The organism is Polynucleobacter sp. MWH-Aus1W21, assembly GCF_018687275.1.
GTDB lineage: Bacteria > Pseudomonadota > Gammaproteobacteria > Burkholderiales > Burkholderiaceae > Polynucleobacter.
In genome coordinates this window covers 751,817-776,767 of sequence record NZ_CP061287.1, presented here as the reverse complement: position 1 = coordinate 776,767, position 24,951 = coordinate 751,817, and the positions used below count along the sequence as shown (strand labels likewise).

The window sequence follows — 24,951 nt, the reverse complement described above, 5'->3', positions numbered from 1 at the left end:
CTATGGGTCAGATTGCCTGGCTAGGGCCACATGACCCTTTCCCAAACCCCCTGCTAGAGGCTGATCCAGATCCTAGCGTTCCTGGTTTAATTGCAGTTAGCGAACAAATATACCCAGGGCAACTTGCACGCGCCTATCAACAAGGTATTTTTCCTTGGTACTCAGACAACCAGCCGGTGTTATGGTGGTCACCAGATCCAAGGATGGTTTTAAAGCCAAGCGACTTCAAATGCAGCGATTCCTTACGAAAAATTATTCGCCTCTTTTGTCAAAATACCCAGGCCCAAATAGAAGTAGACGGTGATTTTGGTGCTGTCATCCGCTCTTGCGCTACTAGCGCTCGTAAAGATCAAGATGGCACATGGATCACCCATGAAATTATGGATGCCTACACAGCGTTGCATGAGCAAGGCAACGCTCACAGCATTGCTGTCATTGAAGATGGTCATCTAATGGGCGGACTGTATTGCGTTTCTTTTGGAGGTATGGTTTTTGGGGAATCCATGTTCAGCCGCAAAACCAACGCGTCCAAAATCGCCTTAGCATCCCTGAGCGCCTGGTGCCTGACTAATGAGGTGTACATGATTGACTGCCAGCAAGAAACGGCGCATCTGCTTTCTTTGGGCGCCGCACCCATACCGCGTAAAGAGTTTTTAGAGCAACTGCAAGTTTCTTTAAATCAAACTAAGATTGATAAATCTTGGACTTTTGACAAAACAATCTTGCATCACTGGCTATGACCCAGCTCAAAGAACTTCCTCTAACCACCTTGCAGTTTTATGCAACTGCTCCATATGCTTGTAGCTATTTGCCTAATAAGACTGCTCGCTCTCAAGTTGCTACGCCATCCCATTTGATTCATGCAGATGTCTACAGCGATTTATTAAATGCCGGATTTAGACGTAGCGGTTTATATACCTATCGACCCTATTGTGATGAATGCAAAGCCTGTATTGCGACACGTATCTTGGTAAATCAATTTATTCCCTCACGAAGCCAGCGCCGCGCCCAAAAGAAACATGCCGGTCTTAAAACTTCAGTTTTAAATCTGGGCTACCAAGAAGAGCATTACCAACTTTATCAACGCTATCAACATGAGCGGCATGAAGGTGGAGATATGGATAGTGATGATCAAGACCAGTACATGCAATTTTTATTGCAAAGTCGAGTGAACTCGCGCATTGTGGAATTTCGGGATGGCCCTCACGACCCACATCCTGGTAGATTACGCATGGTTAGTATGATCGACATCCTGGAACAAGGCATCTCCTCGGTTTATACCTTCTATGACACCTCAAGCCATGCTGCTAGCTATGGTAGCTACAGCATTCTGTGGCAGATCGAGCAGGCACGGATCTTGGGCTTGCCCTACCTCTATCTGGGCTACTACATCCAAGAAAGCAACAAGATGTCGTACAAGATTAATTATCAGCCCATGGAGGGGTTGATCGACGATCATTGGCAACCGTTGTCTGAGTCATAATATCTACCCATGATCGATCGCTACTCCCTTCTACGCCCTTGGCTCTTTTGTATAGACCCCGAAAAAGCCCATAACCTTACTCTAAGCAATATGGATCGCGCGCAGCGCTGGGGATTATTAGAGCGATTGGTAACTAAGCCGATTAACGATCCACAAATACTTTGCGGCATCGAGTTTCCAAACCCAGTTGGTCTTGCTGCCGGATTGGATAAAGATGGCAAACACATTGATGCATTGGCCGCATTGGGATTTGGATTTTTAGAAATTGGCACAGTGACGCCACGCCCACAACCTGGCAACCCAAAGCCTCGTATGTTTCGCCTACCTGATGCGCAGGCAATCATCAATCGTATGGGCTTTAACAACGATGGTGTTGATGCTTGCGTCACCAGAGTACGCCGTTCAAAATTTTGGCAGAATGGTGGTGTACTTGGTATGAATATTGGCAAAAATGCCAGCACACCAATCGAAGAGGCTTCCCGTGATTACGTTTTGGCCATGGAAGCCGTCTACGAAATCGCGACTTATATTACCGTCAATATCTCCTCCCCAAATACTCAAAATCTGCGTGCTCTACAAGGCGAAGAAATGCTCCGTGAATTACTCGGCAGCCTTGATGAAGCTAGAAAGCGTTTATGCGATCACCATGGCGTACGCAAACCACTCTTCCTGAAAATCGCGCCGGACTTAGATCATGGCGATATCAATCTCATTGCTGATCTATTGCTCGAATTTGGTATGGATGCAGTCATTGCTACCAACACAACCATCTCCCGCGACGCAGTCAAAGGTATGGAATTCGGCGAAGAAACCGGTGGCCTATCTGGCGCACCCGTTCGTAATACTTCGAATATCGTCATCAAAACTTTGAAAGCCAGACTTGGCAATCAACTACCGATCATTGGCGTTGGCGGCATCATGTCCGGTGCTGATGCTAGAGAAAAGATCATGGCTGGCGCCAGTCTAGTCCAACTCTATAGTGGCTTAATCTATCGCGGCCCAGACTTGGTCAACGAGTGCGCCACCGCCCTCAGGCAACCCTAAAACACCTTTAAATAGCCCCAATTCAGGGGCATTTTTTATTGGTTGCCCCATAAAATGGCATTTCACAATATGCAATTTGATCTGGAATCGCTACAATAAGGTCTATGAGCACTAGCAAACCCATCAAACCCCCCAAATCTACCGGAGAGGTTGGTAAAACTGCCATCCAGGTAGTTGAGCGCATGATGAATTTACTGGATGCGCTAGCCGATCAAGAGGACTCAAGTAGCCTCAAAAACCTTGCTGAGCTGACTGGTCTTCACCCTTCTACCGCTCACCGCATTTTGAATGACATGGTTGCATGCAGACTGGTTGAGCGTGGCGATGGTGGCACTTACCGTCTTGGCTTAAAGCTCCTAGAGCTCGGCAATCTAGTGAAAGCAAGATTATCAGTACGTGAAGCGGCGCAGTTACCAATGCGTACCCTACACAAGCTCACCGGTGAAACAGTAAACCTATCCGTTCGCCAAGGCGATGAAATCGTTTACGTTGATCGTGCCTATAGCGAGCGATCAGGAATGCAAGTAGTCCGCGCTATTGGCGGTCGCGCTCCTCTGCACCTCACCTCAGTTGGCAAGCTCTTTTTAGCTAGCGATGATCCAGGTCAGGTTCGTGCCTATGTTACGCGCACTGGCCTGTCTGGACATACTCGTAATAGCATCACCGAATTAGGGAAGCTCGAAGCCGAACTCAATCAAGTACGCAAAGTGGGCAATGCTCGTGATGATGAAGAACTAGAGTTGGGCGTGAGCTGTTTGGCTGCAGCCATCTTGGATGACACCGGAAAATTGGTTGCCGGCCTCTCTTTGAGTGCCCCCACTGACCGCATTCAGGCGGATTGGCTGCGTGCCCTACAAGAAACTGCCCTACAGATCTCCAAAGGCATGGGCTTTAAACCTAAGTCTGCCGAACCCGGCAGCGCAAACTAGCTTTACATTAAGCGACGTATTGGCTGTGCGCCGGACGGCATACGCTCATACCAATCACGCACACGCACGGCGTCAGCAAAACGAGATTGTGTTCCAACAGAATCCAGGAACACTAATAGCAATGGTGTGTTGTTTACTCTAGCCTGCATCACCAAACATTTACCAGCAGCATTAATAAAGCCGGTTTTTTGCAGACCGATATTCATATCACCAGAGCGCACTAAGCGATTAGTATTCAAAAATTTCTGTGGACGCTTTGCAATCACCATCGTTAAATCTGGCCAAGTTGAAAACTCGCGAATAGTTTTATATTGATATGCGGCGCTGAGCATGCGCGTGAGATCTTCTGCTGTTGCAACGTTCTCACTCAAGAGACCAGTTGGATCTGCAAAATGAGAGTGCTCCATACCAAGCTCTTTTGCCTTGCGATTCATGGCACCTACAAATGCTGGAACACCGCCCGGGTAATTTCTTCCCAAGGTATATGCAGCGCGGTTCTCAGAGGACATTAAAGCCAGTAGTAAGGCTTCTTCACGAGTTAATACGGTGCCGCCAGCCAAACGTGAAGTGCGGTAAATCTGTACATCTTCAGAGTTGATAACCAAAGTTTCATCTAGTGGCATCTTGGCATCTAACACCACCATCGCTGTCATTAACTTTGTAATAGAAGCGATTGGCAAGCTAACTGAGGGGTTCTTTTCAAAATACACTTCTTTAGTATCTTGATTAACTACCATCGCTACGCTAGATTTGAGATTGAGGTCGTCATGTTGTCCGCGCAATCCCAATGCGGTTGCAAGAGATGGTCTTGCAGGTACGACCGGCTCTGTTGAGCGCGTCACTGTAACGCGCACGGTTTTAGGCTTCTTGGAAGTCTTGGCGCTTGTCTTAGAAGCTGTTTTGGTGGTGGATTTGGCTTGCTGTTTATCTTTATTAGCAGCAATTGCAGGTGCATTCGCCATAGCGCCAACCGCAAAAATTACTGCCAAGGCAAAAAGCCACAATCGATTCAAACGCATCCCAAAATACCTTCCAAAACTTTCAACATACGGAATGATAATTAATTTCCTAGAGCAAGGCGGTTTTATTCGCCCCAATCTAGGTATTCCGCTCACCAAAATCTACTTTTATTAATACGCTCTACTCTGCAATTGTTGCCACTGTATTAGCCTGACGCGCATTTACCAGCACTACCCCCGTCATCGTTAGGCATAGACCAACAGCCATTAACAAGGTAAATGGCTCATCAAATAACAGCCAAGCCATTGCGGCAGTTGTCGGTGGCACTAAATAGAGAAAGCTGGTGACTTTGGTAGCAGCCCCCTTGCGAATCATCATGAACAACAAACTGATTGATCCTATCGATAAGGGGAAGATGGCCCAGAGCAATGCCCCAATAACGGAAGGGTTCCAAACCATCTCACCCGATTCAAACAAATACATACAGATAAAGCACAGCGCCGCTGAAACACCAAACTGAATAGAGGAGCCGGCACGCAGGTCAAATACTGGACAGAATTTCTTTTGATAAAGGGTGCCAAAGGTTATCGAGAGAAGACCTCCAAATGCGAGCGCGTAACTCGTCAAAGGAATAGGCGTAAAACCAATCTTTTCAACCACTACTAAGGCGACACCAGCAAAACCAAATCCCAGACCAATCCATTGGCGTGGCGATACCTTCTCTGATATCCAAGCAGCAAACCAGGCAGTCACAATTGGCTGAAGTCCAACTATGATGGCAACCAACCCAGCCGTCATTCCCAATCTGACAGCAAACCATACGCCGAGTAAGTAACCAAACTGAAGCAAGATGCCAGCAACGGCGATATGCTTGATTTGAGACCAGCTAGGCCAAGTGATTCTCCACACCAGACTAAACGCCGCCATCGCAGCTAGAACCCCTGAAAATCGCCAAAATAAGAAGGTGGCTGGCTCTACGTAGGGCATCGCTAGGCGCGCAATCACAAAGCCCGTACTCCAAATGAGCACGAATATCGGGGCAATGGCATTGTCTAGCGAGAGCTTCATGGATAACTAACTGAAAATATTAAGAATTTTTACTGTGTGCCTAATTTTAGGCTCTTTTCCAATAGGCACTTCCCAGCTCTGCCCAATGGAACTTATGCTGCAACGCAATATATATGCAATATACTGATGCAAAGAGAGTACATTAGATAAAAGACTAAAGTCAGAATACAAAATAGTTAAAAGAAAAGAGATAGCAAATGAACTTAACTCCAGAACAACTTGCCGCAGCACAAAAAGCCAACTTAGAGACCTTGAGTGGATTAACCAATCAAGCGTTGCAAAGTATTGAAAAATTAGTTGAACTCAATATGCAGATTGCTAAGCAAAGCTTAAGCGACAGCATGAATAGCGCCAAGAAAGCATTAGAAGTAAAAGACATTCAGCAATTGCTCGCGCACCAAGCAGAAGCAGTGCAACCAATGGCAGAGAAAATTATGGCTTACAGCCGCCATTTATATGAATTAGCCCACGAAACACAAAACAGCTTTACGCAGTCCGCTGAAAAAGAATTACAGGCTGGTCAACAGAAGATGAATGCTCTAGTTGAAGAGTGGACAAAGAATGCTCCAGCAGGTTCTGATGCTGCCGTACAAGCTATGAAACAAGCGATTGCTTCTGCAAACAACGTATTTGAAACTAGCCAGAAGGCAGTAAAGCATGCAGTTGAAGTAGCTCAAACTAACTTAAGCAGTGCCTCTGAAACGGTGATGAAGGCAGCAGATACAGCAAGTAAAGCAAAAAAGAAAAAATAAGCACCGCAGAAAATCTGCTAATGAAAAGCCCCGATTACTCGGGGCTTTTTTATGCCTGTTGATCTATTTTAGGTTGAAGTTTATTCAGCAGTAGCACCAGATTGCTTCACTAGAAGTTCCCAGTAAGGAATCTCCTTTTTAATGAACGCAGCAAATTGCTCAGGCGTTTGCTCGCTATTTAAAGATCCCATTTTAGATAGACTCTCAGCAACATCTCCTGACGTTAAAATTTTATTGATCTCTTTATTTAATTGGTTAACTAATGCCGTCGGCGTTTTAGCTGGCGCAAAAATTCCATACCAATTTTCTACAACAAATTTAGGGTAGCCAAGCTCTTTCATAGTAGGAACGTCTGGCAAATTTTTTGCCCTGACAGCCCCGGTAGTGGCCAATGCCCTTACCTTGCCACTATTTAGATGGGGAACCATTGCGCCAGTGGATTCAAATGCCATAGGCACTTGTCCTGCCAGAACATCTGCAATTGCGGGTCCAGAGCCTCTATAAGGTATGTGGGTCATATCAAGCTTTTGTTCTAGCTTGAGCAGCTCCCCCAAAAGATGATGAGTACTGCCACTGCCAGGAGAAGCAAAGCTATATTTTCCGGGCTCCTTTTTTATTAACGCAATCAATTCAGCAAACGAATTAGCAGGAACTGAAGAGTTAACATACAAAACCATTGGCACTGCAGCAACTTCAACAACAGGCTTCAAACTCACTATAGGATCATTTCGCAATTTATATAAATTTCGATTAATGACAATACCCGTGCTATTGCCAAGCAAGAGTGTGCAGCCATCACCTGCAGCACTAGATACAAATTCGGTACCAATATTGCCACTAGCTCCCGTTTTATTCTCCACAATTACATTTGTATTTAGTTGTTTAGATAAGCCTGGAACTAGCATTCTTGCCAAAACATCACTTGCACCACCTGGTGGATAAGGAGAGATAATTTTGATGACGGGGCATGGATACTGGGCATTAGCTAACTGAGCAGCCATTCCAAAACAGATTAAGCCTAGAATATTCAAAAATATTCTTCGGGAAATGTACGTTGAACTCATATCAGCTCCTAACTTTTTAACATCTGCTCGTAATTAAATTGCTTATCAACATCAATAATTGATTGCCCCTCTCTTAGGGCATCAACCATTGCCAACTCTTTCGCAGCAATAACCTCTGCCGCATCCAATACTTCACTAAGCTTAGCAGCAGGAATGGCCACTACTCCATTAACATCAGCAACAATCACATCGCCAGGCAGTACGGGAATATTCCCGACCCTTATAGGGATATTCCATGCCTCCTGAACAATTCGACCTCGAGCAGTAATTGGAACTGTACCCCTTGCATGCACTGGAAAGCCAAACTCTTCACAGGTATCTACATCACGAACCGCACCATCAACTATCACGCCAGAGATCTTCTTTTTCAAAGCTCCCATTGAAAGAATTTCACCCCAGCAGTTATTATTCAGATCTCCGCGGTTATCAATCACAATGACATCCCCAGGGGATGCGGAGAAGATAGCATCGACACCAAGATGCGCCTTGCTTTGCGCTGCACCAGCGGCAATCATGCGAATCGTAATTGCCCTACCAATTACTTTAGTCTTGCCCCATTGAGGAATAATGCCGATCACGGCAGCAGTGATTCCAAGCCTATCCAATGCATCACTTAAATTGGAGGTCGCTAATTTTTCTAAACGCCCCCTATAAATTTGATCAAACTCTTCGGATCTCATCATGCTCCAACTCAATTTGAAATTCTGTTATTAATTCTAGAAAATATCTTGCGAGCGTTACCTTCAAAAATCATTTCCTTTTCTTTGTCGCTTAATCCATCAACAGCATTGAGATAGCGACGGGTATCATCAAAAAAGAATCCAGTATCGGGATCGATATCTTTGACGGCTCCAAACGTTTCTGATGCAAATAGAATATTTTTAACTGGAATAACCTCTGTCAGCAAGTTGATGCCCGGCTGGTGATAGACGCAAGTATCAAAATAAATATTATTAAGAAGCTTCTGGTTAATGTCTGGGATATCCATATCCTTTGCCAGACCCCTAAATCGACCCCAGTGATAAGGCACCGCCCCACCCCCATGTGGAATTAAGAATCGTAAGGCAGGAAACTGCTCAAACAAATCAGAAGTTAAGCATTGCATAAAAGCTGTCGTATCAGCATTTAAATAATGCGCACCAGTGGTATGGAAGCAGTCATTACAACTCGTACTCACATGAATCATCGCGGGCACATCCAAGGCAATCATTTCTTTGTAAATCGGATGCCAGTATTCATGGCTTAGTGGCGGGTCCCGCCAATGTCCGCCAGAAGGATCAGGATTGAGATTAATGCCTACAAAGCCATACTCCTTAATACATTTACGCATTTCAGGCAAGCAAGTGCTGATATCCACGCCAGGTGACTGAGGCAGCATTGCCGCCCCAACAAAATTTTGGGGAAACAATTGCGTTACTCGATAGACGAGTTCATTACAAAGGGCTGCCCAAGTTGCCGAGGTATTAAAATCACCGATATGATGAGTCATAAAGCTTGCCTGGGGCGAAAAGATCGTGACATCAATGCCCCGCTCTTTCATTCTAGCTAGTTGATTTAATTCGATAGATTCCCGAATTTCATCATCACTTATTTTTAAATCCGATATCTTAGGGCCCAGCTCAGGTGTATTTAAGTTAGCAACCTGCGCATCGCGCCAAGCTTTCAATGCTTTTGGCGCTGTAGTGTAATGGCCATGACAATCAATAATCATCTATTTTTTCCTTTAGGGTGATCATAGTTAGTTAGGCGAGAACTCCTCTCAAAGATATTGCCCTGAGGGATAAATTTAGTTTCTCTAAATTTTCCGCAACTATCAATCTGAAATCAATTTCCTTCTTTGAATTTACTCTTTAGGAGCCCCTGACATCTTGACAATCCCTTCATAGCGCTTAATTTCAGACTGTGAGAACTTTGTAAATTCAGCAACCGTTCCTCCATCTACCTGAGCGCCGATTCCCTGAAGACTTTTACGTACCTCGGGATCTTTCAAAACCTTATTGAATGCCGCATTAAGTTTTTCTGTAACGTCTTTTGGCGCACCCGCTGGCAACATAACGCCATACCAGGCATTAGCTACCATTGGTACTCCGGCTTCTTTCATCGTTGGCACATTAGGTAACTCAGGAATACGCTTATCTGAAGCAACACCTAACGCCTTTAACTTGCCGCCTTTTATATTGGCCATAGAGCCTGTATCTAGCATCATATCAATATGACCTGCCATGAGATCCAAAGCTGCAGGACCGCTACCCTTATAGGGCACATGACGAATATCCAAACCCGTCACCGTTTTAAATTGCGCACCCGCCAGATGTTGTGAGGCACCAATACCAGCAGACCCGTAAGTAAACTTGCCTGGGTTTTGTTTTGCATCGGTCATCAAATCTTTAAGACTATTCCAGGGTGAAGAGGCTGGGACAACCATAATATTTGGAATGGTGCAAACCAAAACCACTGGCGTGAAATCTTTAGAGGCATCAAACCCTTGATTTGCAAACAGGTGTGGACCCGCCGCATTCGTAGAGCTAGTTGCCATCAAAATTGAATAGCCATCCGGCTTATCTTGTAAAAATGCTTGAGTACCAATATTGCCGCCGGCACCACCCTTGTTTTCTACAAACACAGAAACACCAAGCTCCTTGGTTAGCGGTATTGCCAAAATGCGTGCTACTTGATCGGTTGCTCCGCCTGGAGGCCAGGGAACTAAAAACTTAATCGATTTATCTGGATATGCAGCCAGTGAATTTAAAGCAAGCGCACTCAATAAGATTGAAAAAAGAATTCTTAGCTTCATAGCACACCCTTTTGCTTCAAGCTTATATCCACCCATGAATCATCATATTTACCATCGTGAATTAATTGAATTGTTTTACGCTCGACAGCCTCTTTCTCCCGACCAAGTCGAACAGCCTCCATCACTAGTCCAGGAGGCAAAGCAATAATTCCATCGCAATCGCCAAGAATGATATCGCCAGGATTAATAACCATTCCCCCAATAGCAATCGGAACATTTATGCTGCCAGGGCCATCCTTATATGGTCCACGCATATTGACCCCGCGAGCCCAACAAGGAAATTGATGCCTCTCAAATGCTTCCACGTCTCGTATAGCAGCATCCAATACTGCGCCAACAGCCCCTCTTGATTTAGCGACTGTCATCATGATTTCACCAAACAAAGCTCGTGAAATATCTCCACCCCCATCCACCACCAGAACATCGCCTGGCTGAAGGATTTGCAGCGCCTTATGAATCATCAAGTTATCACCTGAACGAACACTAACAGTAACCGCATTGCCACAAACAGAAACTGGTGACTTATTTACCGGCAAAATATCAACCGCGCCAATAGTTCTACCCAATACATCGCTAACAATAGAGGTTGCCAATCCTGTTAAGGCTGCAATGCCCTCTTTAAAAGCTTCTTTTCTAGGTTGGATTTCGTATCCATTATTCATGTTGAATTCCTCTTAAATTATTCAATCAACCGTTGCGCCAGTGCGTTTCACCAATGATTCCCAGTAAGGGATCTCTTTATTGATAAATTGGGTAAATTGTTCTGGTGTACCCGCTACGTCACTTGATCCCATCTTGTTAAGACTTGCAGCAACTTCTGGCTCTTTCATTACTACATTAATTGCCTTATTTAATCTAGCAATCAGAACAGATGGGGTTTTGGCTGCTACGAATATTCCATACCAGTTTTCAATGACAAAGCTGCTGTAGCCAAGCTCTTTCATAGTTGGTACATTTGGAAAGTTTTTGGGCCTTACCGCGCCGGTGGTTGCAAGTACTCGTATGCGTCCAGATGACATCTGAGCGGCAATCGCGGTTGTTGTCTCAAATGCAATTGGTACCTGCCCAGCGAGGACGTCAGCCATCGCTGGGCCCTGACCTCTATAAGGTATATGGGTAAGATCAAGTTGCTTTTCTAACTTTAGCATCTCCCCCATTAAGTGTTGTGGACTGCCACTACCGCCTGAAGCGTAGCTATATTTACCTGGATTATTTTTGATTAGCTCAATTAGCTCGTTGACATTATTTGCTGGGACTGATGAGTTCACATAAAGAACCAGAGGAACCGAGGCAACCTCTGCAACTGCTGCCAAATCTTTTGAGGGGTTAATTTTTAGCTTATATAAATTTTGATTGATTACGATGCCAGTATTGTTCCCAAGCAAAAGCGTACAACCATCTGAGGCTGAATTAGCCACATACTCTGTTCCAATGTTGCTACTAGCGCCACCTTTATTTTCAACAATAACGTTAGTGCCTAGCTGTTTAGCCAAACCTGGAGCAAATATTCTTGCCAAGATATCGGTTGTTCCCCCGGGAGGGTATGGCGATACAAATTTAACCGTTGTACACGGATATGAGCCTTGCGCTATTACGTTGAATGCCAATAGAGATAAGTAAATCCCTACCCCTAGAAATATCTGTCTCTTCATTTTTATAGTCCCTCTTTCTCGCCTATTTAGTTCATGTATAGGCTAAGATCTGTTCTTTAGTAAAAATATACCTCACTCAGCACATTTTTATACAAAATCTCCTTAAATGCCCAAAAGCCTCAACAGAGAAGAGCTACTAAACGTGGCCAAGTCTTTTGACTCCAAAGATAAATGTCCTGACTGCCAATCGCTGAGCTGCGTAGGCTGGGAAAGTGTCCCTGGTGGTTTTCTAACAGATTCTCTAGAGTGCATCGGGACTCTTAGGGTGGAGGATGCCCCAGAGTGCTGGGAGGAAGATCTCTCCAAGGGAATGACGATCTGGTCTAAGGATGCCCCTATCTCAATCCCTTATCACCCGTATAACAAGTCTGATGTGTATGTATGCAAGCATTGTGGATGCAAGTACCTTCGATATACAGAATGCGGAGGCTACTATGTGGATGAGCGCATTCGTGAGCTAAATGCCATGCTCATCTCATAAAAGCTTTATTCACCATAGCCACTTAAATTGAAGTAAAAAAGCCCCGATTACTCGGGGCTTTTGTTTTGTGCATATAGCGTGACTTAGGATTTCTTTTTCACTGGTGGCAGGTCGGTGCAATGACCGTGTGCTGCTTCAGCTGCTAGACCTACTGATTCGCCAAGCGTTGGGTGTGGATGAATAGTCTTACCAATATCCACAGCATCAGCGCCCATCTCAATAGCCAAACATACTTCACCAATTAAATCACCAGCGTGTGTGCCCACAATACCGCCGCCAATAATGCGATGGGTAGTTGCATCAAATATGAGTTTAGTAAAACCTTCATCACGTCCATTAGCAATTGCGCGACCACTAGCTGCCCAAGGGAATAAGCCCTTCTCGTAAGCGATGCCTTGAGCCTTGCACTGCTCTTCTGTCAGACCGGCCCAAGCTACCTCAGGATCAGTATAGGCAACCGATGGAATTTGCTTCGCATCGAAATAAGACTTTTCGCCAGCAGCTGCTTCGGCAGCAACGTGACCTTCATGCACTGCCTTATGAGCCAACATCGGCTGACCAACTAAGTCACCAATTGCAAAAATATTGGGGACATTAGTACGCATTTGCTTATCCACTGGAATAAAGCCGCGCTCATCTACCTGCACGCCTGCTTTACCAGCATCAATCTTCTTGCCATTTGGAGTGCGTCCTACTGCAACTAATACCAAGTCATAGGTTTGCGGTTCAGCTGGCGCATTCTCACCCTCAAAGGAAACTTGAATACCATCCGGCTTGACTTCAGCTTTCGCTGCGCGAGTCTTGAGCATGATTTTTTCAAAACGTCCGGCGTTGAACTTCTCCCAGACTTTTTCTAAATCACGATCTGCACCAGCCATAAGGCCGTCCATCATCTCGGCAATATCAATACGTGAGCCCAGCGTGCTGTAAACAGTCGCCATCTCTAGACCAATAATGCCACCACCGATTACCAACATACGCTTTGGGATACTCTTGAGCAATAGTGCGCCCGTACTATCCACAATACGTGGATCTTCTGGCAAGAAAGGCAACTTCACTGGCTGACTACCAGCAGCGATGATGGCCTTCTGAAAGCGCACCACTTCTTTTTTACCAGTGAGGTCTTGGCCAGTACCGTCGGTTAACTCAACCTCGACATGGTTCGCATCTAAAAACTTACCCAGGCCACGAACTACTTTGACTTTGCGAGCCTTTGCCATTCCAGCAAGACCACCAGTTAATTTGGCAATGACAGATTCTTTGTAACCACGCAATTGATCAATCTCGATCTTCGGCGCGCCAAAGGTAATGCCATGCTTTGCCATGGTCTTCACTTCATCCATCACTGAAGTGGTGTGGAGCAATGCTTTAGATGGAATACAACCGACATTCAAGCAAACGCCACCCAAAGTTGGGTAACGCTCTACTAAAACGGTATTCATACCTAAGTCAGCACTACGAAACGCTGCGCTATAGCCGCCAGGACCGGCACCTAGAACTAATACTTCGCATTCATGATCTACCTTGCCGCTGTACTGCCCTGCTACTGGTGCAGGTGCGGCGGTCATTGTTGGAGCAGCGGGAGCTGGTGCCACAGGAGCTGCAGCAGTTTTAGCGGTAGGCGCCGCACCACTTGCTTCGATTTCTGCAATCACAGAACCTTTGCCAACCTTATCGCCCAACTTCACTGCAATACTAGTGATAGTGCCTGCAGCATCTGCTGGCACTTCCATTGTTGCTTTGTCTGATTCGAGCACCAAGAGTGGTTGCTCTTTTTCAATAACGTCGCCGACTTTCACCAGCACTTCAATGACAGGTACATCGGAATAGTCACCAATATCTGGAACGAGAATTGTTTGCTTAGCCATGAATTCCCCTTACAGACTAGCGCGACGGAAGTCGGCCAAGAGCTGAGCAATGTAAACATTGAAGCGAGTAGCCAAAGCACCGTCAATCACGCGATGATCTGCTGACAAAGACAATGGGCAAATGAGGCGTGGTACAAACTGCTTACCATCCCATACCGGCTTCATTGCAGCCTTACTAACGCCCATGATGGCTACTTCAGGCGCATTAACGATGGGTGAGAAATACGTACCACCAATACCGCCTAGTGATGAAATCGTAAAGCTCGCACCCTGCATTTGATCGGGCTTTAATTTGCCATCACGTGCGAGCGCTGCTAGCTCTGAAGTTTCTTTAGCCAATTCAAAGATACCTTTTTTATCCGCATCTTTAATTACCGGAACAACTAGACCGGTAGGAGTGTCTGCAGCAAAACCGATATTGAAGTATTTCTTCAGAATTAGATCATCACCATCTAATGAGCTATTGAACTCGGGGTATTTTTTCAATGCTGCTACTGCGGCCTTCATTAAGAAAGCAAGCATCGTAATCTTGACGCCCTTCTTCTCATTCTCTTTATTGGTGAGAACGCGGAATGCCTCTAAGTCGGTAATGTCAGCATCTTCGTGATACGTCACAGCTGGAATCATGACCCAGTTACGGCCCAAATTGGCTGCTGTGAGTTTCTTAATACGATTTAGTGGTTGACGCTCAATCTCACCAAACTTCGTGAAATCGACTTTCGGCCAAGGAATGAGATTCAAGCCACCTAAACTGCCACCACTAGAGGCTGCCGCAGGACTTCCCGCTCCGCCACTCATCGCCGCCTTGACAAATGCTTGCACATCTTCTTGAGTAATGCGGCCTTTAGGGCCCGATCCTTTAACTTGATCAATCGTGACGCCTAGCTCGCGCGCAAACTTACGCACAGAAGGGCTAGCGTGACTCACCGCTGTTTCTACTGGCGGAGGAGTGTTGCTCAGCGGAGGCGGTGCTGGCGCTCTTGCAATCGGAGGCTCAACAGCTTTAGCTGCTGGTACCGCAGGTGCTGCGCTGACAGCAACTGGAGAGGGAGCGGAAACAGAAGACCCACCTTCCAAGATCACAACCACTGATCCTTCAGAAAGATTGTCGCCAACTTTAACTTTGACTTCTTTCACAACGCCAGAGTGTGATGAAGGAACGTCCATAGTGGCTTTATCAGATTCAAGCACAACGATGGACTGCTCTTTTTCAACCTTGTCGCCGACCTTTACCAAAACCTCAATTACCGGTACATCTTTGTAGTCGCCGATATCTGGAACTTTGATTTCAATTGGCGATCCGCCAGTGCTGACTGGTGCCGCAGCTGGTGCTGCTGCGGGAGCGCTAGCTGCTGGTACTGATGCAGCAGCTGCTGCACCCTCTTCCAAGGTAATGACAACAGAACCTTCGGAAAGGCTGTCCCCTATCTTTACTTTGACCTCTTTGACGATGCCAGAGTGTGATGAAGGAACATCCATGGTGGCTTTATCAGATTCAAGTACCACGATGGATTGTTCTTTCTCAATCTTATCGCCTGCTTTAACCAATACTTCAATCACCGGTACATCTTTGTAATCGCCGATATCCGGAACTTTGATTTCAATTATTTGACTCATAGTATTTATCTCTTATCAAACCGTCATTGGGTTTGGTTTAGTAGTATCGATGTCGTATTTCTTAATCGCTTCTGCCAACTTAGAGCGATCAAGCTGACCAGAGTCAACCAATGATCTCAATGCAGTCAGAACCACCCAACGGCGATCCACTTCAAAGAAATCACGGAGTTTTTCACGGGTATCTGAACGACCAAATCCGTCGGTACCAAGCACTTCATAGCGACGACCCATATGCTGAATCGCTGGACGAATTTGCTCTGCAAATAAACGAACATAGTCAGTAGCAGCAATGATCGGACCGGAGGTGTCTTTTAAACACTTCTCAACATGAGAGAGGGTTGGCGCAGCAGCTGGGTTCAATAGATTGCTGCGGTGTGCTGAAGTCCAATCGCGGCCGAGCTCAGTAAAGCTTGGGCAACCCCACAAGTCTGAAGCAATGCCCCAGTCTTTATGCAAAATCTCTGCCGCTTCGATAACTTCGCGGAAGATTGTTCCAGAGCCTAAAAGTTGTACGCGCAGCTTTGCGTTGGCGTCGCCAACAGACTTCAGCTTATACATACCCTTAATGATGTCTTTTTCTGCACCCTTAGGCATTGCTGGATGTGCGTAGTTCTCATTCATCAAGGTGATGTAGTAGTAAACATCTTCCTGAACCTCCAACATACGACGCATACCATCCTGAATCACTACCGCCAATTCAAATGAGAATGTAGGGTCGTAGCTAATACAGTTAGGAACTGCGCCACTCCACAGATGGCTATGGCCATCTTCGTGTTGCAAGCCTTCGCCGTTCAGGGTTGTTCTACCAGCAGTACCGCCCAACAAGAAGCCGCGGCTACGCATATCGCCTGCAGCCCAAGCTAAATCGCCAATACGCTGGAAACCAAACATGGAATAGAAGATGTAGAAAGGCAACATCGGTACGCCATGCGTGGAATAAGAAGTGGCGGCCGCGATCCAATCGCACATACCACCAGCCTCATTAATACCCTCTTGCAAGATCTGACCAGTCTTATCCTCTTTATAGAACATCAATTGGTCGTGGTCTTCAGGCGTATACAACTGTCCTAATTGATTCCAGATACCCAATTGGCGGAACATACCTTCCATACCGAATGTACGCGACTCATCAGGAACAATCGGAACAACACGCTTACCGAGCACCTTATCGCGCACTACCGTGTTGAGCATGCGTACAAACGCCATCGTTGTGGAGATCTCGCGACCCTCTGTAGTTGCCTCAAGCAATGGTGCAAAAGTTTCTAGTGAAGGAACAGGTAAGCTTTCCGCCTTGGTGCGACGCTGCGGTAAATAGCCACCTAATTCATGACGGCGAGCCTTCATGTACTCGAGCTCTGGACTACCATCAGCAAATTTCACTAGGGGCATATCATCTAACTGCTCATCCTTAACCGGAATTTCAAAGCGATCACGGAAGCGACGAACGTCATCAGCATTCATCTTCTTTGCCTGGTGGGCAATATTCATCGCCTCGCCTGAGCCGCCCATACCATAACCTTTAATGGTGTGAGCCAAGATCACTGTTGGCTGTTCTTTATGATTTACCGCTGCATGAAACGCTGCAAAGACTTTATGAGGATCATGGCCGCCACGATTGAGCTGCCAAATCTCATCATCACTCCAGTCGCTGACTAAAGCCTTTAATTCTGGGGTGTTGAAAACGATCTCGCGAACGTAGGCGCCATTCTTAGACTTCATTGTCTGGTACTGACCGTCAACGATTTCGCCCAAACGCTGCATCAAGATGCCTTTTTTATCGCGTGCAAATAAAGCATCCCATTGGCCGCCCCACACTACCTTGATGACATTCCAGCCTGAGCCACGGAACTCACTCTCAAGCTCTTGAATAATTTTTCCGTTACCGCGAACTGGTCCATCTAAGCGCTGCAAGTTACAGTTGATAACAAAAATCAGATTGTCGAGTTTTTCACGGCCAGCCATACCAATCGCACCAAGAGACTCTGGCTCGTCGGTTTCGCCATCACCCAAGAAGGCCCATACCTTACGACCCTGCTCTTGAATAAAGCCGCGATCTGTTAAGTACTTCATAAAGCGCGCTTGGTAAATCGCCATGATTGGACCCAAGCCCATCGATACCGTTGGGAACTGCCAGAAGTCTGGCATTAACCAAGGATGTGGATAACTAGAGATGCCTTTGCCGCCCACTTCTTGACGGAAGTTATTGAGCTGACCCTCTTCGAGACGACCCAACATATAGGCACGGGCATATACGCCTGGAGCTGAGTGGCCCTGTACAAATATCAAATCACCACCATGCTCCGGAGATGGTGCATGCCAGAAGTGATTAAAGCCGACGTCGTATAAAGTCGCTGCTGATTGGAAAGAAGAAATGTGGCCGCCAACGTTGGTATCTTTATTAGCGCGCAATACCATCGCCATGGCATTCCAACGAGTGTAAGAACGAATACGGTGCTCCACGTTCTGATCACCAGGCAAGCGTGCTTGGTTTTCAACAGGAATCGTATTGATGTAAGGAGTCTCGGCATGGAATGGCTGAACCACCCCGTTCACGCGCGCATGAGAAATTTGTTGATCAATTAAATAAGCAGCTCTTTCTGGGCCCTCATTGCGAATCACACCATCGAGCGCCTGCAACCATTCTTGAGTCTCGCCAGGATCGGCGTCCTGAGCATTCTGTTTGCCTAATACTTGGTCTGGAACCGCTGCCATCTTTAGTCTCCGTTAAATAGTGCTTTATTTGTCATTAACTCTATAGGCAATATTCTAGGAAGGTATATGGGTGTAAACAAGCAATTTTCCACATAATGATAATATTTCTCATAATGTGGTAATTTATTGCGGTGCAAATAAGAATGGCTAATCAGGCCAGAAATAGCATTTTAAGGGTCGCAATAGGGCAAAATGCTTCGTATTCATGAAAGTATCAGCCTCCACCAATCTTTTCCTTCGGCCATTGAAATGGCTCCGCAAAATACGCGGATTTAGGCTTGTTTACACCCCACTGATTGCGATTGTGATCTTTACGGCAGTCATGGGCATTATTTTGGGCACCCTACACTTACAAGAAAAGACACAACAGGAAGCTGCTCTATTTAGGGAGCTCTCTTTTGCCAAGCAGCGCATTCAGTCTCGGTTTGCTAGCAATCTAGATGCATTAACCACGATCAATCGCGAAGTTGCAGCAAGCGAAGATCAAGTCAGACTCAAGCAAATTGCCAAAGAACAGGCAGATGATCTTGCTCTTAACAATCATGAAATCATCAAAATAATCTGGCTGAACAATCAAAGTCAACGACAGTGGGTTGCGCCAACCGAAATTGGCAAACCAGACTGGATTACTAAGAGTCAAAATGATCAACCCGTTAATTCCAGTCTTACATCCACCATTGAATTAAGTAGAGTAACCAGTAGAGCTGCCTTTAGTCCTTTTATTTCCCTCAATCTACCGGGCGATGAGCCAATCAATGCGGAGAGAAAAATCGTTTTCTGGCAAGTAGTTCCCAATATAGTAAGCGGAGAAATTGTGGGTTACTTGGCGGCGCTCTACACCACTCAAGGGATTTTGGATGTCATTCCTGGAGAGCTCAAGTCCCACTATCGGTTTACCCTCATCACCGATAACGAAAAAGTCCTAGCAATCTCCTCTGATAAAGGAACTCCTAAAAGAGCATTTAGCAATCAGACTAGCTTAGATATCGGCGTCTTAAGCCCGAACCTCACGCTGCGGATTGACACCTATCCTCCGCCTACCAACCTCACCTTCAGGATGTTAATTGGCGTTGTATTGGGATTAAGCATCTTCGTGATTTGGAGTTTGTGGTCAGTGCTCAAGCAAATGCAAGTGCGCCAGGAAGCAGAAGCAAGTCTGCGCACAGAAACCAGCTTTCGTAACGCAATGGAGAACTCCACTCCAGTGGGTATTCGCGCTCACGATATGGAGAAGCGAATCACCTATGTCAATCGGGCCTTTTGCGAAATGACAGGCTGGACCTCGGAAGAGTTAATGGGCCTCACCCCACCATTTCCATTTTGGCCAGATAGCAGAAGGGATGAGCTTGTAGAAAAAATGAATCGTGCCCTGAAATCCGATATCAGCGGCAGCATGAAAATTGGTATCGAGGGTGCCATTCTGAAGCGCGATGGAACCCTGATCCAAACCCGTACATTTATTGCACCCTTGATTAATGAAAAAGGTAAGCAGACTGGCTGGGTAACTTCCTTAATCGATATTTCGGAGCCAAAAAAGATTCGTGAAGAATTGGCTGCATCACAAGAGCGATTTACTACCGTTCTAGAAAGCCTAGATGCAGCAGTGTCTGTTGTCTCCTTGGAAACTGATGAACTACTATTTGCAAACCGCTTCTACCGAGAAAATTTTGGCAATGATTCCAGGGGGCACTTTCAATTAGCTCACCAAGATAATGAAATTGCGACTTTGCACAATATTGCGCAGGATCTACAAGACTACATACGTGATGGCATTCCAACCTCATTTCTTTATCAAGAATCAGAGTCAGAAGAAGTGCAATTGACTGATAGCAGCAATAAGTGGTTTGAGGTCAGGCGACGCTTTATTCCATGGGTAGACGGCCATCTCGCACAATTACTAGTTGCTACCGATATCACCGCTCGTAAAGAGGCTGATGATTTAGCGCTCCAACAACAAGAGCGCATGCAGTTTACTAGTCGCCTCACCACCATGGGTGAAATGGCCTCTTCGTTAGCCCATGAATTGAACCAGCCACTCTCCGCGATTTCAAATTACTGCAACGGAGTGGCAAAACGCTTAGATGGCAATTTGGATCCCTCCATTACCAAAGATATACTGCCAGCGCTGGCAAAAGCCTCTGAACAAGCTCATCGTGCTGGCACCATCATTCAACGAATTCGAGGCTTCGTAAAGCGCAGTGAACCTCAGCGCAAGGCAGCAAGCGTTTCTGAAATCATTAATGACGCAGTTGGTCTGGTTGAAATTGAGGCGCATCGACACCGCTTGAGCATTACCTCGGAGATTGCTGAAAATCTTCCGGTAGTCAATCTCGATCCAGTCCTCATTTTGCAGGTCGTGGTCAATCTCCTGAAAAATGCTCTTGATAGCGTGCGTGAGGCATACCCCCTCTCCTCGCGCTGGTCAGCTCCGACAGTGAAGATTGCTGTTGATTTAGACACCAGCATTTTCCCCGCCATGCTCCGAATTCAAGTCACCGACGGCGGGGGCGGAATACCTGAAAATGTCCTGGAACACATGTTTGAGCCCTTTTTTAGCACCAAATCCGATGGCATGGGCATGGGACTCAATATCTGCCGCTCTATTATTGAATCCCACCATGGCAGGCTTTGGGCCACCAACATCAAAGACTCGGAACAGACCAAGCTGGCTGGCTGCACCTTTACAATACTTCTACCCCTGGAATCCCCTGAAACCAAGGCCATTACTTAATATTGAATTTATAGGTTTACCTCGCGAGAACTGATATGAACTTAAGTGCCACTGCAAAACCAAACCAAGCTGAAGTTGTCTACGTTGTGGATGATGATGAAGCAGTTAGAGACTCCCTCACTTGGCTTTTAGAAGGCAACGGCTATGTTGTGCGTTGTCATGCAAGTGCTGAACGTTTCTTGCAGTCTTTACAAAGCACCGATAAGTCCACTATCTCTTGCGCCATTTTGGATGTGCGTATGCCTGGTATGTCTGGTCTTGAATTACAAGAGCGCCTTACTAGTGAAAACTTGCCAATGCCTGTTGCCTTCATTACCGGTCACGGCGATGTTTCCATGGCAGTCTCCACCATGAAACGCGGTGCTGTGGATTTCATTGAAAAACCTTTTAAAGAAAATGATCTTTGTGGTTTAGTAGATCGCATGCTTGCTAAAGCTCGCATTGATTACTCGCAAGCAAGCCAACGCAAAATTACTCAAAGCTTACTCAGCAAGCTGACTGGTCGTGAACGTCAAGTGCTCGAGCGTATTGTTGCCGGCCGCTTAAATAAACAAATTGCTGACGATCTTGGTATTTCTATCAAGACTGTTGAAGCACACCGTGCCAATATCATGGAAAAGCTCAACGTCAATACTGTGGCAGACCTGCTCCGTCTGGCTTTATCCGACCCACAACCTAATTAATATCGGGATATTGAGATGCCAGCGCAATTATTAGACGGCAACGCACTTTCTAAGAAGCTTCGTACAGAGATTGCAGCGCGTGGTGCAATCGTTACTGCCAAAGGCACTCGTCCTGGCTTAGCCGTGATCGTAGTTGGTGATAATCCTGCCAGCGCTGTGTATGTCCGCAATAAAGTCAAAGCCTGTGAAGATGTTGGTTTTCATTCTGTTTTAGAGCGCTACTCTGCTGAGCTTGGCGAGGAAGAGTTACTAGCTCGAATTGCAACCCTGAATGCAGATCCGGCGATCCATGGGATCTTGGTACAACTGCCATTACCAGAGCACATCGCATCCGAACGCGTCCTTGAGGCGATTGCTCCTGAGAAAGATGTGGATGGCTTTCACGTTGCGAATGCCGGTGCATTGATGGTTGGTCAACCAGAATTCAAGCCATGCACGCCTTATGGCTGCATGAAGATTCTAGAGAGTATTGAGTATCCAATTCGCGGCGCTCGCGCTGTGATTGTGGGTGCATCGAATATCGTAGGCAAACCAATGGCCATGTTGCTATTACAAGCTGGTGCAACTGTAACCATCTGCAATAGCAAAACACGTGACCTGGCACACCATACAAAGGATGCCGACATCTTGGTGGTTGCCACTGGCAAACCAAAGATGATCACTGGTGACATGGTCAAAAATGGTGCGGTAGTGATTGATGTAGGCATTAATCGCCTGCCAGATGGCAAGCTTTGTGGTGATGTTGATTTTGATACAGCCAAATATGTTGCCGGCTGGATAACCCCGGTTCCTGGTGGCGTCGGCCCTATGACCATCACGATGTTGCTGATGAATACCTTAGAAGCAGCTGAAAAGGCATCAAAGCACTAAGGATTTGACTGGGACTTTTGGCAAAATTGCTCCCAGTCCATTAAGCTAGAGGGATGACTATATCCCTCACTAATACCCTCCCCGCTGAATTACAAAACAATCCTCTGGTTACTTTTGGACGAGGCATTGCCGCCTACTCTGAAGTAAAGCCTGAGCATATTGCCCCTGCAATTGAATACCTTTTGAAGCATGCGCAGGACGCAGTGGATGTTGCAGTAAATCCAAATACAGTGACATCTTGGGATGCCTTGGCTGAGCCATTGGAAGACGCTACAGAATCTTTAGGTAGATCCTGGGGTGTGATCTCTCACCTCAATAGTGTTGCTGATACACCAGAATTACGAGCCGCCTATGGCGCAATGCTACCTAAAGTAACTGCTTTCTTTTCGAGTCTTGGGCAGAATTTAGATCTCTACAAAAAATTCAAAGAACTCAGTAAGTCTCCTGACTTCGCAAAACTGAGTTCAGCACAGAAGAAAGTTATTGAAAACTCATTGCGCGATTTTCGCTTGGGCGGCGCAGAACTGAGTGACGCAGACAAACCACGTTTTGCCCAAATCCAAGATGAGCAAGCAACCCTAGGCAAGGCCTTTTCTGACCACGTCTTAGATGCAACCGATAGCTTTGTGCATCTTGTAACCGATAAGGCTGATCTGGTGGGACTGCCCGAGGATGCTATTGCTGCAGCTGCAGATACTGCTCAGCAAAAGAATCTGCAGGGCTGGGCATTCACACTGCACTTCCCCTCTTACTACCCAGTCATGCAGTACTCAGAAAATCGCGCGTTGCGTCGCTTGATGTACGAGGCCTATGTCACGCGCGCTTCAGAGCTGGCTCCACAGTACGGCAAAGGCAAGCTGGATTTGGATAATACAAAAAATATGCTTGAGCAACTCAGACTGCGCGATGAAGAAGCGCGAATGCTGGGATTTAAGAACTATGCTGCGCTGAGCTTGGCGCCGAAGATGGCCAATAGCGTTGAGGAAGTGGATTCCTTCTTAACCAATTTCACCCAGAAAGCAAAACCATTTGCACTCAAGGATTGGCAAGAACTTTCCGAGTTTGCCAAAACTGAACTTTCAATTACGGATGGCTTGGAGCCATGGGATGTTGCATTTGCTTCTGAGAGATTGAAGCAAGAGCGTTACTCATTCTCAGAAAATGAACTCAAACAGTATTTCCCATTACCCAAAGTATTGGATGGACTCTTCCAGGTTATCCAAACTTTGTTTGGTGTGAAGATTGAAGCGGCTAACCTGCCTACATGGCATGCTGACGTGCAATCCTTCTCAGTAAAGAATGGTGCGGGAAATATCGCGGCCTATTTCTATCTCGATCCCTATGCTCGCCCCGGCAAGCGTGGCGGCGCTTGGATGGATGATGCCCGCGGTCGCAGAGTATTACCCAATGGAGAGATCCAAGTACCTGTAGCGTATTTAGTCTGTAACTTTGCGCCTCCAGTGAAGGTTGATGGCGTCTTGCGTCAGCCCACCATTACACATGATGATGTGATTACGCTCTTCCATGAGAGTGGACACGGGCTACATCACCTCTTAACGCAAGTGAGCGCCTTGGGTGTTTCAGGAATCAATGGGGTTGAATGGGATGCGGTTGAGTTACCAAGCCAGTTTATGGAAAACTTCTGCTGGGAATGGGAAGTCTTAGAAAAAATGACTGCACACGCTGAAACTGGCAAACCACTGCCGCGTGAGCTCTTTGAAAAAATCTTGGCTGCCAAGAATTTCCAAAATGGCTATATGACTCTGCGCCAAATTGTGATGTCATTAACCGACTGGCGCCTACACTCCAGCTTGGATACCAAAGACGCAAAAGATCAAGCGGTACTCGACTTATCGAGAGCGATTGCCGATCAATTTAATGTCATCCCACAGCCCGCTATCTCTCGCTGGATTAATACCTTCAGCCATATTTTTGCAGGAGGCTATGCAGCAGGTTATTACAGCTACAAATGGGCAGAAGTTTTATCTGCAGACGTCTACTCCGCTTTTGAAGAAGCCGCCAAGCTAACTGGCAGCGTCCTAGATGAAAAAACAGGTACTCGTTATCGCGAAGAGATATTGGAAGTGGGTGGCAGCCGTCCGGCAGCTGAATCATTCAAGGCCTTTAGAGGTAGAGAACCAAGTATTGATGCCCTGCTAAGGCATGGTGGTTTAGCTTAATTGATTTACTAGATTACACAAATAGAAAAACCACCCTCGGGTGGTTTTTCAGCTTCTTGAGCT

The 24,951-nt window shown here is 46.3% G+C and carries 21 protein-coding genes; 10 read left to right on the top strand and 11 right to left on the bottom strand.

Features of this window, described 5'->3' with window-relative positions; translation table 11 throughout:
- Window positions 1-2 precede the first annotated feature (2 nt).
- The 4 genes from aat to ICW03_RS03995 all read left to right on the top strand — a co-directional run bounded on the left by aat (window position 3) and on the right by ICW03_RS03995 (window position 3,456).
- Window positions 3-740 (top strand): leucyl/phenylalanyl-tRNA--protein transferase, encoded by a 738-nt coding sequence (aat, locus tag ICW03_RS04010; protein ID WP_215349285.1) that lies wholly within the window; start codon window positions 3-5, stop codon window positions 738-740.
- On the top strand, window positions 737-1,483 hold the full coding sequence (locus ICW03_RS04005) for an arginyltransferase (RefSeq protein ID WP_215349282.1): 747 nt from the start codon (window positions 737-739) through the stop codon (window positions 1,481-1,483). The genes aat and ICW03_RS04005 overlap by 4 nt, the downstream gene beginning before the upstream one ends.
- Window positions 1,484-1,492: 9 nt before the next feature.
- A complete protein-coding gene (locus ICW03_RS04000; protein ID WP_215349280.1) occupies window positions 1,493-2,527 on the top strand; it encodes a quinone-dependent dihydroorotate dehydrogenase in 1,035 nt (344 codons plus the stop codon).
- 104 nt (window positions 2,528-2,631) lie between these two features.
- Entirely contained in the window at window positions 2,632-3,456 is an 825-nt protein-coding gene (locus ICW03_RS03995; protein WP_215349277.1) for an IclR family transcriptional regulator, read from the top strand.
- Between the two features lie 2 nt (window positions 3,457-3,458).
- Here ICW03_RS03995 and ICW03_RS03990 read toward each other — a convergent pair whose 3' ends face one another.
- Window positions 3,459-4,475 (bottom strand): serine hydrolase, encoded by a 1,017-nt coding sequence (locus ICW03_RS03990; RefSeq protein WP_215349274.1) that lies wholly within the window; start codon window positions 4,473-4,475, stop codon window positions 3,459-3,461.
- A gap of 121 nt (window positions 4,476-4,596) precedes the next feature.
- The gene (locus ICW03_RS03985) at window positions 4,597-5,484 is read right to left on the bottom strand and encodes a DMT family transporter (RefSeq protein ID WP_215349271.1); all 888 of its coding nucleotides are present in this window, start codon (window positions 5,482-5,484) and stop codon (window positions 4,597-4,599) included.
- A gap of 197 nt (window positions 5,485-5,681) precedes the next feature.
- Here ICW03_RS03985 and ICW03_RS03980 point away from each other — a divergent pair, with 197 nt between their 5' ends.
- On the top strand, window positions 5,682-6,236 hold the full coding sequence (locus tag ICW03_RS03980) for a phasin family protein (RefSeq protein ID WP_215349269.1): 555 nt from the start codon (window positions 5,682-5,684) through the stop codon (window positions 6,234-6,236).
- Window positions 6,237-6,316: 80 nt separating this feature from the next.
- On the opposite strand, the gene ICW03_RS03975 is transcribed toward ICW03_RS03980, so the two are convergent.
- The 6 genes from ICW03_RS03975 to ICW03_RS03950 form a co-directional block, all read right to left on the bottom strand.
- Window positions 6,317-7,300: a tripartite tricarboxylate transporter substrate binding protein gene (locus ICW03_RS03975; protein WP_215349266.1), complete on the bottom strand. Its 984-nt coding sequence runs from the start codon at window positions 7,298-7,300 to the stop codon at window positions 6,317-6,319.
- A gap of 8 nt (window positions 7,301-7,308) precedes the next feature.
- Window positions 7,309-7,983, bottom strand: coding sequence for an RraA family protein (locus tag ICW03_RS03970; RefSeq protein ID WP_215349263.1), 675 nt, complete (start codon window positions 7,981-7,983; stop codon window positions 7,309-7,311).
- Window positions 7,984-7,991: 8 nt separating this feature from the next.
- Window positions 7,992-9,011, bottom strand: coding sequence for an amidohydrolase family protein (locus ICW03_RS03965; RefSeq protein ID WP_215349260.1), 1,020 nt, complete (start codon window positions 9,009-9,011; stop codon window positions 7,992-7,994).
- 132 nt (window positions 9,012-9,143) lie between these two features.
- Window positions 9,144-10,094 (bottom strand): tripartite tricarboxylate transporter substrate binding protein, encoded by a 951-nt coding sequence (locus ICW03_RS03960; protein ID WP_215349257.1) that lies wholly within the window; start codon window positions 10,092-10,094, stop codon window positions 9,144-9,146.
- Entirely contained in the window at window positions 10,091-10,756 is a 666-nt protein-coding gene (locus ICW03_RS03955) for an RraA family protein (protein WP_215349254.1), read from the bottom strand. The genes ICW03_RS03960 and ICW03_RS03955 overlap by 4 nt, the downstream gene beginning before the upstream one ends.
- 21 nt (window positions 10,757-10,777) lie before the next feature.
- Window positions 10,778-11,746: a tripartite tricarboxylate transporter substrate binding protein gene (locus tag ICW03_RS03950; protein WP_215349252.1), complete on the bottom strand. Its 969-nt coding sequence runs from the start codon at window positions 11,744-11,746 to the stop codon at window positions 10,778-10,780.
- Window positions 11,747-11,888: 142 nt separating this feature from the next.
- Between ICW03_RS03950 and ICW03_RS03945 the strand changes: the two genes are divergently transcribed.
- Entirely contained in the window at window positions 11,889-12,227 is a 339-nt protein-coding gene (locus ICW03_RS03945) for a hypothetical protein (protein ID WP_215349249.1), read from the top strand.
- 83 nt (window positions 12,228-12,310) lie between these two features.
- Here the strand turns inward: ICW03_RS03945 and lpdA are convergent, their stop codons facing one another.
- From lpdA to aceE, 3 genes are read right to left on the bottom strand one after another with little or no spacing between them, the layout of a single operon-like run.
- Window positions 12,311-14,095: a dihydrolipoyl dehydrogenase gene (lpdA, locus tag ICW03_RS03940; RefSeq protein ID WP_215349246.1), complete on the bottom strand. Its 1,785-nt coding sequence runs from the start codon at window positions 14,093-14,095 to the stop codon at window positions 12,311-12,313.
- Between the two features lie 9 nt (window positions 14,096-14,104).
- Entirely contained in the window at window positions 14,105-15,712 is a 1,608-nt protein-coding gene (aceF, locus tag ICW03_RS03935; RefSeq protein WP_215349243.1) for a dihydrolipoyllysine-residue acetyltransferase, read from the bottom strand.
- A gap of 15 nt (window positions 15,713-15,727) precedes the next feature.
- On the bottom strand, window positions 15,728-18,424 hold the full coding sequence (aceE, locus tag ICW03_RS03930) for a pyruvate dehydrogenase (acetyl-transferring), homodimeric type (protein WP_215349241.1): 2,697 nt from the start codon (window positions 18,422-18,424) through the stop codon (window positions 15,728-15,730).
- A gap of 205 nt (window positions 18,425-18,629) precedes the next feature.
- On the opposite strand from aceE, the gene ICW03_RS03925 reads away from it, so the two are divergent.
- The 4 genes from ICW03_RS03925 to ICW03_RS03910 are packed head-to-tail and all read left to right on the top strand — an operon-like array spanning window position 18,630 to window position 24,888.
- On the top strand, window positions 18,630-21,155 hold the full coding sequence (locus ICW03_RS03925) for a PAS domain S-box protein (protein WP_215349238.1): 2,526 nt from the start codon (window positions 18,630-18,632) through the stop codon (window positions 21,153-21,155).
- Window positions 21,156-21,190: 35 nt separating this feature from the next.
- A complete protein-coding gene (locus ICW03_RS03920; protein ID WP_215349235.1) occupies window positions 21,191-21,838 on the top strand; it encodes a response regulator transcription factor in 648 nt (215 codons plus the stop codon).
- 15 nt (window positions 21,839-21,853) lie between these two features.
- Window positions 21,854-22,708 (top strand): bifunctional methylenetetrahydrofolate dehydrogenase/methenyltetrahydrofolate cyclohydrolase FolD, encoded by an 855-nt coding sequence (gene folD / locus ICW03_RS03915; RefSeq protein ID WP_215349232.1) that lies wholly within the window; start codon window positions 21,854-21,856, stop codon window positions 22,706-22,708.
- A 53-nt stretch (window positions 22,709-22,761) separates the two neighbouring features.
- Entirely contained in the window at window positions 22,762-24,888 is a 2,127-nt protein-coding gene (locus ICW03_RS03910; protein WP_215349229.1) for a M3 family metallopeptidase, read from the top strand.
- Window positions 24,889-24,951 lie beyond the last annotated feature (63 nt).